This window comes from Sulfuricella sp., from assembly GCA_041651995.1.
GTDB lineage: Bacteria > Pseudomonadota > Gammaproteobacteria > Burkholderiales > Sulfuricellaceae > Sulfurimicrobium.
Map to the genome: position 1 here is coordinate 68,251 of JBAZID010000013.1, position 11,617 is coordinate 79,867.

13 protein-coding genes are annotated in these 11,617 nt (G+C 57.1%); 9 read left to right on the plus strand and 4 right to left on the minus strand.

The annotated features are described in order from the left end of the window. Window positions 1–187: 187 nt before the first annotated feature. Window positions 188–1,708 (minus strand): mechanosensitive ion channel family protein, encoded by a 1,521-nt coding sequence (locus tag WC392_13360; protein MFA5243352.1) that lies wholly within the window; start codon window positions 1,706–1,708, stop codon window positions 188–190. Window positions 1,709–1,793: 85 nt separating this feature from the next. On the opposite strand from WC392_13360, the gene crcB reads away from it, so the two are divergent. The 9 genes from crcB to ftsB all read left to right on the plus strand — a co-directional run bounded on the left by crcB (window position 1,794) and on the right by ftsB (window position 9,970). Next, complete coding sequence (crcB, locus tag WC392_13365) at window positions 1,794–2,177, plus strand: fluoride efflux transporter CrcB (GenBank protein ID MFA5243353.1); 384 nt, start codon at window positions 1,794–1,796, stop codon at window positions 2,175–2,177. Between the two features lie 2 nt (window positions 2,178–2,179). Further along, on the plus strand, window positions 2,180–2,494 hold the full coding sequence (locus tag WC392_13370; GenBank protein ID MFA5243354.1) for a DUF190 domain-containing protein: 315 nt from the start codon (window positions 2,180–2,182) through the stop codon (window positions 2,492–2,494). Then, complete coding sequence (locus tag WC392_13375; protein MFA5243355.1) at window positions 2,495–3,250, plus strand: sulfite exporter TauE/SafE family protein; 756 nt, start codon at window positions 2,495–2,497, stop codon at window positions 3,248–3,250. 218 nt (window positions 3,251–3,468) lie between these two features. Next, the gene (gene sucC / locus WC392_13380) at window positions 3,469–4,629 is read left to right on the plus strand and encodes an ADP-forming succinate--CoA ligase subunit beta (GenBank protein MFA5243356.1); all 1,161 of its coding nucleotides are present in this window, start codon (window positions 3,469–3,471) and stop codon (window positions 4,627–4,629) included. Between the two features lie 10 nt (window positions 4,630–4,639). Next, a complete protein-coding gene (sucD, locus tag WC392_13385; protein ID MFA5243357.1) occupies window positions 4,640–5,518 on the plus strand; it encodes a succinate--CoA ligase subunit alpha in 879 nt (292 codons plus the stop codon). 275 nt (window positions 5,519–5,793) lie between these two features. Beyond that, window positions 5,794–7,428: a CTP synthase gene (locus WC392_13390; protein ID MFA5243358.1), complete on the plus strand. Its 1,635-nt coding sequence runs from the start codon at window positions 5,794–5,796 to the stop codon at window positions 7,426–7,428. 2 nt (window positions 7,429–7,430) lie between these two features. Next, window positions 7,431–8,270, plus strand: a complete 840-nt coding sequence (gene kdsA, locus WC392_13395) for a 3-deoxy-8-phosphooctulonate synthase (GenBank protein MFA5243359.1) — start codon at window positions 7,431–7,433, stop codon at window positions 8,268–8,270. A gap of 28 nt (window positions 8,271–8,298) precedes the next feature. Continuing rightward, a complete protein-coding gene (eno, locus tag WC392_13400) occupies window positions 8,299–9,585 on the plus strand; it encodes a phosphopyruvate hydratase (GenBank protein MFA5243360.1) in 1,287 nt (428 codons plus the stop codon). Window positions 9,586–9,610: 25 nt separating this feature from the next. Beyond that, window positions 9,611–9,970 (plus strand): cell division protein FtsB, encoded by a 360-nt coding sequence (gene ftsB, locus WC392_13405; GenBank protein ID MFA5243361.1) that lies wholly within the window; start codon window positions 9,611–9,613, stop codon window positions 9,968–9,970. Window positions 9,971–9,979: 9 nt separating this feature from the next. Here ftsB and WC392_13410 read toward each other — a convergent pair whose 3' ends face one another. The 3 genes from WC392_13410 to WC392_13420 all read right to left on the minus strand — a co-directional run. Beyond that, window positions 9,980–10,441 carry a YchJ family metal-binding protein gene (locus WC392_13410; protein ID MFA5243362.1) on the minus strand — a complete coding sequence of 154 codons (462 nt, stop codon included), beginning with the start codon at window positions 10,439–10,441 and terminating at the stop codon, window positions 9,980–9,982. A gap of 123 nt (window positions 10,442–10,564) precedes the next feature. Further along, window positions 10,565–10,912: a thioredoxin domain-containing protein gene (locus WC392_13415; protein ID MFA5243363.1), complete on the minus strand. Its 348-nt coding sequence runs from the start codon at window positions 10,910–10,912 to the stop codon at window positions 10,565–10,567. A gap of 119 nt (window positions 10,913–11,031) precedes the next feature. Continuing rightward, window positions 11,032–11,617, minus strand: a 586-nt coding sequence (locus WC392_13420) for an IS256 family transposase (GenBank protein ID MFA5243364.1), incomplete at its 5' end; no start/stop codon positions are given.

Below are 11,617 nucleotides of genomic sequence, written 5' to 3' on the forward strand. Positions count from 1 at the left end.
TAGATATCAGAATATTCTGATTTTCTGCTTGTCTTGATGAGGGCGGTCTGAGCTATGTTTGCCATGGAACCACTGCACAAGTGTTCATCGAGAGGAACGCATTACGAAGTAATCCCGCCGCTATTTGAAAAGCAGGATTGCTTCGCTGCTCGCAAAGACCGCGCGCACTTGTTCAGGCCTGCTTTAATTAAAGTCCAAAAAATTCTTTGATCTTGTTCAGTATTTCAGAGTTTGCCTGGTGGTGAGAATGTTGCGCGGCAGCCAACCCATCCTGAACTGAATTCAGTTCAGCCTGGCGAGCCGCCAGAACCTGGCTGATTTCTTCCGCAATGGATGGCCTCGATTGAATGATGCTCTCGAAGGCTTCCTTGTCGAGCCGGTAGCATTCAACATCGGTTTTTGCCGTTACTGTTGTGCTCCGGGGGGCGCCGGTCATCATGCCCATCTCGCCAAAGAAACTGCCTGCATGAATGGTGGAAATTATCTTGTTGCCGCTACCGGATTCCAGCACGACCTCGGCTTCTCCCTCGGTCAGGATGTAGAGCCAATGTGCAACTGCACCCTGCCTGGTTATAGTGTCGCCTTTTACAAATGGAGCATACTTCAGGCGCCCTGCCGCGGTGTTCAATTCATCGTCGCTGAAGGACCGGAACAGATCGACCTTGCGCAAGGTTTTCATACGGCTGGCAATTTCACGCGAAAGGCGGATTACATCGCTTTTTTCGCCTTCCTTGAATAGATGGATGTTGCCCTCCGGTACCGGCAGGCGGATGTCTGCTCTTTTCAGCGCGGCGTAGATATGAGTACGGACCGCTGAATCGGTCGGGTCGTCAACGGCAATATCCGTCAGCCAGTAACGCACGGCATACCGAGCGGCGCTTTTGTCGAAATCCATCATTACGCAATTAGGTAGGGGATCCCGCGCTACACGCGGAATTTCTGCGGACTGGATGGCTTTTTCGACGATTTCTATCACGCGTGCCGGTGGAATGTTGTAATCCACATTGAACCATACCCAGCGCCGCCATAATTCGGCTTGTCCTGCACGTTTGCCGAGGACGCTGAACTTGGATTTCATCAGCACGCTGTTGGGGATGATCACCGTTTCCCAGTTGCGCGTTTCAACGGAAGTCGAGCGCCAGCGAATGTCGACAACCTTGCCGATCACGTCATCCACCTTGATCCAGTCGCCAACCTGGATCGAATTGTCCAGTTCCAGTGCGAGGCCACCCAGAATATTGCCCAGTGTATCCTGCATGGAGAAAGCGATGACCGCGGTAATGACGGCAGAAGTGGTGACAATGCCGCTCAGGTCCATTCCTGCGTAACGTAGCCGGATCATGCCCCAGATCAGGTAACCGACGATGACCAGCATATCCTCAAGAATGCTGGGGGTGCTGAGGTGTGCGGCTGGCAGCAGGACGCGGAAAATGAACATTCCACATAAACGGATCAGGACAATGCCTTCCGCCACGATAAATATTTCATGCAGGATGGAGGCGGCTTTTGCCAGGCCGAGGGTGTGAAAAATACCGCTGATGAGCAGGCCTGCGAGGCAGACGGCAAAGAAGAATAATGTGTGCGTCAGGGTGCGGCGGTCTGCGGGCCTGAGGCGATAAAGCAGCATCGCGATGAAAAAGACCGAGCCGATCAGGTAGCCAATGCCCTGATGCCAGGCGAAGCTGGAAATTTCCTGCAATGCGTTCATGCCGCAACTGTAGCAATAATCCTGAACAAATGGGAACTCCTGTAAAATCCGGCAGGGGATTTCAAGAATTTTTGCGGGGGCCGGGATGGCTTGGTACAGCTTGGTTGCAGTTGGGGCAGGCGCTGCATTAGGGGCATGGTTGCGCTGGTGGTTCGGGCTGTGGCTCAATCCACTGTTCCCGGTGTTGCCGCTCGGCACACTGGCAGCTAATTTGCTTGGTGGCTATCTGATGGGATTGGCCATGGTGTTGTTCACCGAATATCCGGGTCTTTCCCCGGAAGCGCGTTTGCTGATCGCGACCGGCTTCCTTGGCGGCCTGACCACTTTTTCCACCTTCTCGGCAGAAACGGCAACCTTGCTGCTACGGGCCCAATATGCCTGGGTGGCCGGGATCGTGGGGCTGCACGTGGCGGGTTCGCTGGCCATGACGCTGTTGGGTATCTGGACGGTAAAAGCATTCAGGGGGTGAACATGCAGGGCATTTGTCTGAAACTGTTTGTCAGCGAGGCAGAGCGGCATGAAGGCAGCCTGCTTTATGAGTGGCTGCTGGAACAAGCGAAAGTACTGGGCATTCGCGGCGGCACTGCAATCCGGGCTATTGCCGGTTATGGCCGGCACGGCAGGCTGCATGAAGAAGCTTTTTTCGAACTGGCGGGAGAGCTACCGGTGGAGATCGAGTTTTTTCTCAGCGAACCCGAAGCAGGGCAGATGCTGGCGCTACTCAAGCGCCACCAGCTGCGGCTATGCTATGCCATGATGGCGGCCGAGCACGGCATTACTGAATAGATGGGCCTTGGCGATCAGCTGATTCTTTTCGTCGCTTCTTTTATAGCCAACTGGTTTTCGGCGCTTTCTGGCGGCGGGGCAGGGCTGATTCAGTTCCCCATGCTGATTTTTCTTGGCTTGCCGTTTGGCGTGGCTTTGGCAACACACAAGGTGGCCAGTGTTGCGCTCGGCCTGGGCGCAACCATCCGGCACTTCCGGGAAAGCCATCTGGAGCGGCGTTTTTCGCTCATTATTCTCGGTGCTGGTTTACCCGGCGTGATCCTGGGCGCCAATGTCATCCTTAGAATTCCCGCGCACATAGCGCAACTGGCGCTCGGCATCCTGACCATGGGCCTGGGCCTGTATTCCGTTTTCAGGCCCAGCCTGGGCATGGTGCATGCTCCTCGCAACCAGGCTGGAACTGCGCTGTTGACCGGAATGGCCGGCCTGTTCGTGGTCGGCTTCCTGAATGGTTCGATCACCTCCGGTACCGGCCTGTTCCTGACCATGTGGCTGATCCATCACTTCGGGCTCGATTACAAACGCGCCGTGGCCTACACCCTGGTGTTGTGCGGACTGGTGTGGAACGGGACGGGCGCCGTGGTGCTGGGCATGATCGGCACCATCGCCTGGGACTGGATGCCGGCTCTGCTGCTTGGTTCGCTGGCAGGAGGGTATCTGGGCAGCCACTACGCGCTCAAAAAAGGCAATCAGTGGATCAAGCGCGCTTTCGAAATCGTGACGATCCTGATCGGTCTCAAGCTGATTATTGCTTAAAATATAACAACGCGAAGCGTTGCCTAAGCCCCTCTCTCCCACCGGGAGAGAGCAAGGAGAGAGGGAAACGGACATGGCGAAACGTCGTTTCATGATTCTGGGCGGCGTTTTGCCATGTCCGTTAGGCTTGCTGTTGCTGGATTTGCAGGGAATTTTCCGCCACAATATTGAACTTTGGGCCTGCTGGCCCGGCTGTGAATTTTCATCGAGACCAAATAATGAATCTGCACGAATATCAGGCAAAACAGTTGTTGCGCGAGCAGGGGATTCCTACTCCGCGCGGCGTGGTGCTGGACGATATGGCTCAGGCCGGGATGGCGGCGGGCCAACTGGGCGGAGATGCCTGGGTGGTCAAGGCGCAAATTCACGCCGGCGGTCGCGGCAAGGCGGGTGGGGTGCGCGTGGTGCGTTCCGTGAGCGACCTGACCCAGAGCGTAAGCGCACTGCTCGGCAGCCGTCTGGTAACTTATCAGAACGCGCCCGACGGGCAGATGGTGACGCGCCTGTTGATCGAGGAAACGCTGGACATTGCGCGCGAGATTTATCTTAGCCTTACCGTGGACCGCGAATCCGAACGCATCGTGCTGGTGGCTTCCGGCAGCGGTGGCATGGACATCGAGGAAATCGCCCGCACCGACCCGGACAAGATCCTGCGCGAAGTTTGCGACCCGGTGTGGGGGCTGCAGGATTTTCAGTGCCGCAATATTGCCTTTGGATTGAACCTGCAAGGGCCGCAGATTGCCTCTTTTACCAGGATGGCGAAAGGCCTGTTCCAGCTTTTCATGAAGAGCGATCTGTCGCTGGTTGAGATCAACCCGCTGGTCGTGACGACAGGCGGCGAGCTGGTTGCACTGGATTGCAAGATCAGCGTGGAGGACAACGCCCTTTACCGCCAGAAGGAACTGGCTGCCCTGCGTGACCCGAGTCAGGACGACGCCAAGGAAGTGGCGGCGCGTGAGGCGGACCTCAATTATATCGCCCTCAGCGGCAATATCGGCTGCATGGTCAATGGCGCCGGTTTGGCCATGGCAACCATGGACCTGATCAAGCTGCACGGCGGCCAACCGGCCAACTTCCTCGACGTGGGCGGCGGTGCAACGGCTGAAACCGTGGCCAAGGCCTTCAAGATCATCCTTTCCGATGCCAACGTAAAAGCCATTTTGGTCAACATTTTCGGCGGCATCATGCGTTGCGACATTATTGCCGAGGGCATCATAACCGCGGTCAAGGAAGTGGGCGTCAAGGTGCCGGTGATTGTGCGGCTGGAAGGCACCAATGTCGAACTGGGGCAGAAGATGCTGGCCGAGAGCGGAGTGGGCGTGATTTCCGCCAGCGATTTGACCGATGCGGCCAAGCGCGCCGTGGCAGCGGTGGCTTAAAGGAAGAAATATGAGCATTCTGGTTAACAAGAATACCAAGGTCATCTGCCAGGGCTTCACCGGCAAGCAGGGCACCTTCCACTCCGAGCAGGGCATTGCCTACGGTACCAAAATGGTCGGTGGCGTGACGCCGGGCAAGGGCGGGCAAATGCATCTCAATCTGCCGGTATTCAACACGGTGCGCGATGCAGTCAAGGAGACCGGCGCCAACGCCACGATGATTTACGTGCCGCCGGCCTTTGCCGCGGACTCGATCATGGAAGCGGCTGCGGCGGGGATCGAGGTCATTGTCTGCATCACCGAAGGGATTCCGGTGCTGGACATGATGAAAGTCAAGGCCGCGCTGAAAGACAGCCCATCGGTACTGATCGGCCCCAACTGCCCCGGCATCATCACGCCGGAAGAATGCAAGATCGGCATCATGCCCGGCTTTATCCACAAGAAAGGCAAGGTTGGTATTGTGTCGCGCTCCGGCACGCTGACTTATGAAGCGGTATACCAGACCACCCGGGCCGGGCTGGGCCAGACCACCTGCGTGGGAATTGGCGGCGATCCGATCAAGGGGCTGGATTTCATCGATTGTCTGAAGCTATTTCAGGATGACCCGGAAACCGAAGCCATCATCATGGTCGGCGAAATTGGCGGCACGCGTGAAGAAGATGCCGCGGCATACATCAAGGCCCACGTCACCAAGCCGGTGGCAGGTTACATCGCCGGCCAGACCGCGCCCAAGGGTAAGCGCATGGGGCATGCCGGAGCGATTATTGCCGGCGGCAGCGGGCTGGCTTCGGACAAGATCAGGGCACTGCGGTCTGCTGGGGTAGTCGTGGCAGAATCGCCCGCTGGCCTGGGAGAGGCGGTTCTGGCAGCGATTCGCCAGGCACGTTAAAATTTTGCTGGAAGAGGACAGCACTTGACGTGAAACCGTTTTGTGATGCGTGAAATGCAAAAACATCCACTGCACTTTCCCATTGCACGCTTCACAGCAAGGGCGTAGCCCAAGCGGTTTTACGTTTCACTTGTCGCCTAGAGGCGCCTACTTTTGGTCCATGGTTCCGGGCGGCAATTTACCATGCCCGTTAGCATAGAGACTCTCAATTGTGGGCACATGGGGTTTCGGGTATGATGTGAACCCGTCCAATCTTCACGATTTTCAGGTTTTTCATGACCAAATTTATCTTCGTTACGGGCGGGGTTGTTTCTTCACTTGGCAAGGGTATCGCAGCAGCTTCCCTGGCCGCCATCCTCGAATCACGCGGCATCAAAGTCACCATGCTCAAGCTGGATCCCTACATCAATGTGGATCCCGGCACCATGAGCCCATTCCAGCATGGCGAAGTTTTTGTCACCGAAGATGGTGCCGAGACGGATCTGGATCTTGGTCATTACGAGCGCTACATCAGCGCCAAAATGAAAAAATCCAATAACTTCACCACCGGCCAGATCTACGAGAGCGTGATCAAGAAAGAGCGGCGCGGCGATTACCTGGGCGGCACGGTGCAGGTAATTCCCCATATCACTGACGAGATCAAGCATTTCATCCGTGCCGGAGCAGGTGACGCCGAAGTGGCGATAGTCGAGATCGGCGGTACGGTGGGTGACATCGAATCACTGCCCTTTCTGGAAGCCATCCGCCAGATGGGCGTGCAGCTTGGCCGCAGCAGCACCTGTTACATCCACCTGACGCTGGTGCCCTATATTGCCTCCGCGGGCGAAATCAAGACCAAGCCGACTCAGCACTCGGTCAAGGAACTGCGCGAAATCGGTATTCAGCCCGATGTGTTGCTGTGCCGCGCGGACCGTCCGTTGCCGGACGACGAGCGGCGCAAGATCGCGCTGTTTACCAATGTGCAGGAAGAAGCGGTCATTTCCGCCGTGGACGTGGACAGTATCTACAAGATTCCCGGCTTGCTGCACCTTCAGGGCCTGGACAAGATCGTCTGCCGCAAGCTTGAACTTACGCCGCCGCCCGCAGATCTGAGCACTTGGGAAAAACTTGTTTATGCACTGGAGCATCCAGAGCATGCTGTAAACATTGCGCTGGTGGGCAAATATGTAGACTTGACCGAGTCCTACAAGTCGCTTTCAGAAGCCCTGATCCACGCGGGGATTCATACACGCAGCAAGATCAATATTCACTATATCGATTCCGAAACGCTGGAAACCGGCAATACGGATTTTCTGAATGGCATGGACGCCATTCTGGTGCCAGGCGGTTTTGGCAAGCGCGGTGTGGAAGGCAAGATCGCGGCGATCCGCTATGCGCGCGAGAAGCGCATTCCCTATCTGGGCATCTGTCTTGGCATGCAGCTGGCTGTGATTGAATATGCGCGCCACAAGGCGCAGATGGAAGACGCACACAGCACCGAGTTCAATCCGGACACGCCCTATCCGGTGGTCGCGCTGATCACCGAATGGCGCACCAAGGAAGGCGCGCTAGAAACCCGCAGCAGCCAATCCGATCTGGGCGGCACCATGCGCCTGGGCGGGCAGGAAGCACTGCTCGCGGAAGGTTCGCTGGCACGCAAGGTCTATGGCGCGGAAACAGTCATCGAACGCCATCGTCACCGCTATGAGGTCAATAACGAATACCTGCCGCGCCTCGAGCAGGCCGGTTTGCGCGTGAGCGGCCGTTCCATGGGGGGCGAAGACCTGTGCGAGATGATCGAGTTGCCTGACCATCCCTGGTTCATGGCGTGCCAGTTCCATCCCGAGTTTACTTCCACGCCGCGTGCCGGCCACCCGCTGTTCAAGGCTTTCATTGAAGCAGCGCTGGTGCAGTCCAGGGTAAAGGCATAACGATGAAACTCTGCGGTTTTGAAGCGGGCCTGCAGCAGCCGCTATTTTTGATTGCCGGGCCTTGTGTTATCGAATCCGAGCAGATGGCGCTGGATACAGCCGGTCTACTGAAAGAAATCTGTAACCAGGTAGGTATAAACTTTATTTACAAGTCTTCCTATGACAAGGCCAACCGTAGTTCCGGAAAATCATTCCGCGGCTTTGGCATGGATGAAGGTTTGCGCATTCTGGCTGAAGTAAAGCGCCAGATCGGCGTGCCGGTGCTGACCGATGTGCACACCGAAGAAGAAATCCCGGTGGTGGCGGCGGTGGTGGACGTGCTGCAAACCCCTGCCTTCCTGTGCCGTCAGACAGACTTCATCCACGCAGTGGCAAGCTGTGGCAAGCCGGTGAACATCAAGAAGGGCCAGTTTCTTGCTCCCTGGGACATGAAAAACGTGGTCGAAAAGGCGCGCGAAGCCAATGGCGGCCAGGATAACATCATGGTCTGCGAGCGTGGCGTGTCCTTCGGCTACAACAACCTGGTTTCCGACATGCGTTCGCTGGCGGTGATGCGCGATACAAATTGCCCCGTCATATTCGACGCCACCCACTCGGTGCAGTTGCCGGGTGGGCAAGGGGACAAGAGCGGCGGTCAGCGTGAATTCGTGCCAGTGCTGGCACGCGCAGCGGTGGCCAGCGGCATCGCCGGGATTTTCATGGAAACCCATCCCGACCCGGCAAAAGCCCTGTCAGACGGCCCCAATGCATGGCCTCTGGGAAAAATTCGAGAATTGCTGAGTACCCTCAAGCAGCTAGATGAACTGGTGAAGCAGCAAGGCTTTGCCGAAATGAAATTGTGATAGATAACCGAGAAATCAAGGAAATATGATGAGTGCAATTGTTGATGTGATCGCCCGCGAAATCCTGGACTCCCGTGGCAACCCCACGGTAGAGGCTGATGTACTGCTTGAATCCGGCGTGATTGGCCGTGCCGCCGTGCCTTCTGGCGCCTCTACCGGCACCAAGGAAGCGGTGGAGCTGCGCGATGGCGACAAGGCGCGCTACCTGGGCAAGGGCGTGCTGCAGGCAGTCGAAAACGTGAACACCGAAATCTGCGAAGCCATCATCGGCCTGGATGCCGAGGAGCAAAGTTTCATCGACAAGATGCTGATCGAACTGGACGGCACCGACAACAAGGGCCGCCTCGGCGCCAACGCCATTTTGGCGGTCTCGCTGGCAGTCGCCAAGGCTGCTGCCGAGCAGTCCGGCTTGCCCTTGTATCGCTACCTCGGCGGCTCCGGACCGATGCAACTGCCGGTACCGATGATGAACATCATCAACGGCGGCGCGCATGCCACCGGCGGTTCGGATATCCAGGAATTCATGATTATTCCCCTGGGCGCACAAAGTTTCCGTGAAGCGCTGCGCTGCGGTGCAGAGATTTTTCATCATCTGCAAAAAATCCTTCATTCCAAAGGGTATGCCACCACCGTGGGCGATGAAGGCGGTTTTGCGCCGGCACTGGGCTCCAACGAGGGCGCGCTGCAGGTGATCGTGGAGGCGATCGAGGCCGCCGGTTACCTGCCGGGTGCCGACGTGGCCATCGGTCTGGACTGCGCCGCTTCCGAGTTCTACAAGGATGGCCAGTATCATCTGAAGGCGGATGGACTAACGCTTAGTTCTGCACAGATCATCGACCTGTACGCGACCTGGGTGGACAAATATCCCATCATCAGCATCGAAGACGGCATGAGCGAATTCGACTGGGATGGCTGGAAGCTGCTCACCGATCGCCTCGGCAAATCGATCCAACTGGTCGGCGATGATCTCTTCGTGACCAACACCAAGATCCTGCGCGAAGGCATCCAGAAAGGCGTGTGCAACTCCATTCTGATCAAGGTGAACCAGATCGGCACCCTGAGCGAAACCTTCGCCGCGGTCGAGATGGCCAAACGCGCCGGCTACACCGCCGTGATTTCACATCGCTCGGGTGAGACTGAAGACACCACCATTGCGGATATCGCCGTGGCCACCAACGCCCTGCAGATCAAGACCGGCTCCCTCAGCCGTTCCGATCGAGTTTCCAAGTACAACCAGTTGCTGCGCATCGAGGAAGAGCTGGGCGACGGCGCCAGCTACGCCGGGCGCGATGCCTTTTACCAGCTTAACCGCTGAGCCGGGCTGATTTAACCCCCCTTCCATGCGCTGGTTAACACTGCTTCTGGTGCTTGTCGTCATTGCATTGCAGTATCCGCTATGGCTTGGAAAGGGGGGCTGGTTGCGCGTATGGGAAGTGGATCAGAAAATTGCCGCGCAGAAACAGGTCAATCAAGGCCTGAAAGCGCGCAACGCCTCGCTCGATGCCGAGGTACGCGACCTGAAGCAGGGTTATGGCGCAATCGAGGAAAGGGCACGCAGCGAACTGGGGATGATCAAGCAGGATGAGGTATTTTTCCAGGTGCTGGAAAATGAACGCCCGCTACCCCCTCCCTCCAGTGGCGCCAAACCGGCTGTGCCCCAGCCCGCCGGCAAACCAGCAGTTGCTTCCGCTAAACACTGACGCAAGCGCTCAGTTTTTCCCGCAGCATTTCTTGAATTTAAGCCCGCTGCCGCAAGGGCAGGGGTCATTGCGGCCTGACTTGGATTTTTTGTACGGGCGGGGAAATGTGCCGTCCATGTAAAGCCACTTGCCCTCAACTTTCTGAAAGCGGCTGATCTCGTGCAGCGCAGCCTCGCCGCCCTGATGGCGGTAGCGTGCAACGAACTCGACCGTGCCTTCGCTATCGTCCGCGCCCCCCGCCTGGGTCGCCCGAATTTCCAGACCCAGCCAATCCATGTCGGGCGTGGGCGGGCCGTTGTCCTGCGCATGCTGGGTACGATTCAAATAATCCCAATCCCTCTCGGCAAAAGCACTGTAGCGCGAGCGCATCAAGACTTCTGCCGTGGGCGCAGACGCTGTACCTCTCAGATAGGGAGCGCAGCAATTCTCAAAAATCAGCCCGGATCCGCATGGGCAGGCTTTGCTCGTCACGTTCCCTCTTTCTCGTCTCTCTCACCGAGGAAGCGCCCGCAAGAGGTGTCCCCGCCAGGATTGGCGAGAAAGCCGCTCAATCCGGCGAGAAGAGGGATGATGTATCGCTTCGCGAATTCCACTCTAGCAGTGCTGCTCAATGAATTCGCGCACCCAGTGCTCGGGCTTTGCACTGGCGAAGCGGCCCACTTCCACGCCATTGACGAACATCAGCACGGTGGGAAAGCCGCGCAAGCCATAACGGCCCGCAAGTTTCATGTTGTCACCTTCATCAACTTCCACCTTGGCGAGCGTGAATTTTCCCGCATAGGCCTTTACCACGCGGTCCAGCACCGGCGAAAGCGCCAGGCAGGGCGGGCACCAGTCGGCCCAGAAATCCACCAGCACAGGCAGTGTTTTTGAGGCTTCAATCACACGTTGTTCGAAGTCGTGGAGGTCGACATCAATAATCAGGGAAAGGTTATGGCTCATCGTTGAAAGCTAAGGTTGATCAGGGATGTGAATTCTAGCCGAAATCGCCAGCTCGTGCAGACTCGCGCTGCATCTGCATGAACGGGGGTGTCCGGAATTTTGTGTAAACGGGATTTCGTTTAACGTTGTGGCATCCGGTCATCGAACTGGATAGTAAACCGGTTTAGCGCAGCTTTCCAATCCCGGATCGGCATGGTCCACTTTTGGCTGATGTTTTGCAGGGCCAGGTAGAACAGCTTCAGCAACGCCTCGTCGCTCGGGAATGATCCCCGGTTCTTGGTAATCTTGCGCAGACTCATGTTTACCGACTCGATGGCGTTGGTGGTGTAAATCACCTTCCTGATTTCCGGCGGGTAGTCGAAGAACGGGATGATGCGCTCCCAGTTGCGCCGCCAGGACAGGACAATCGAAGGGTAGGCCTCTCCCCATTTCTCCTCGAACTCAGCCAGCTTGGCTTCTGCTTCCTCGACGGTTGCAGCCGAGTAGATGGTCCGCAGATCAGCAGCAACGGCCTTGCGCAGTTTCCAGCTGACGTAGTTCAGGCTGTAACGCACCAGATGGACGATGCACAACTGAACGGCAGTCTTCGGGAATACCGCCTCGATAGCTTCCGGGAAGCCTTTCAGTCCATCGACGCAGGCGATGAAGATATCCTGCACACCACGGTTCTTGAGTTCGGTCACGACTTGCAGCCAGAATTTGGCG

What these genes read in the sequence shown, in the direction of transcription:
- WC392_13360 (MFA5243352.1), bottom strand. Translation starts at nt 1,708, where the DNA reads ATGAACGCATTGCAGGAAATTTCCAGCTTCGCCTGGCATCAGGGCATT.
- crcB (MFA5243353.1), top strand. Translation starts at nt 1,794, where the DNA reads ATGGCTTGGTACAGCTTGGTTGCAGTTGGGGCAGGCGCTGCATTAGGG.
- WC392_13370 (MFA5243354.1), top strand. Translation starts at nt 2,180, where the DNA reads ATGCAGGGCATTTGTCTGAAACTGTTTGTCAGCGAGGCAGAGCGGCAT.
- WC392_13375 (MFA5243355.1), top strand. Translation starts at nt 2,495, where the DNA reads ATGGGCCTTGGCGATCAGCTGATTCTTTTCGTCGCTTCTTTTATAGCC.
- sucC (MFA5243356.1), top strand. Translation starts at nt 3,469, where the DNA reads ATGAATCTGCACGAATATCAGGCAAAACAGTTGTTGCGCGAGCAGGGG.
- sucD (MFA5243357.1), top strand. Translation starts at nt 4,640, where the DNA reads ATGAGCATTCTGGTTAACAAGAATACCAAGGTCATCTGCCAGGGCTTC.
- WC392_13390 (MFA5243358.1), top strand. Translation starts at nt 5,794, where the DNA reads ATGACCAAATTTATCTTCGTTACGGGCGGGGTTGTTTCTTCACTTGGC.
- kdsA (MFA5243359.1), top strand. Translation starts at nt 7,431, where the DNA reads ATGAAACTCTGCGGTTTTGAAGCGGGCCTGCAGCAGCCGCTATTTTTG.
- eno (MFA5243360.1), top strand. Translation starts at nt 8,299, where the DNA reads ATGAGTGCAATTGTTGATGTGATCGCCCGCGAAATCCTGGACTCCCGT.
- ftsB (MFA5243361.1), top strand. Translation starts at nt 9,611, where the DNA reads ATGCGCTGGTTAACACTGCTTCTGGTGCTTGTCGTCATTGCATTGCAG.
- WC392_13415 (MFA5243363.1), bottom strand. Translation starts at nt 10,912, where the DNA reads ATGAGCCATAACCTTTCCCTGATTATTGATGTCGACCTCCACGACTTC.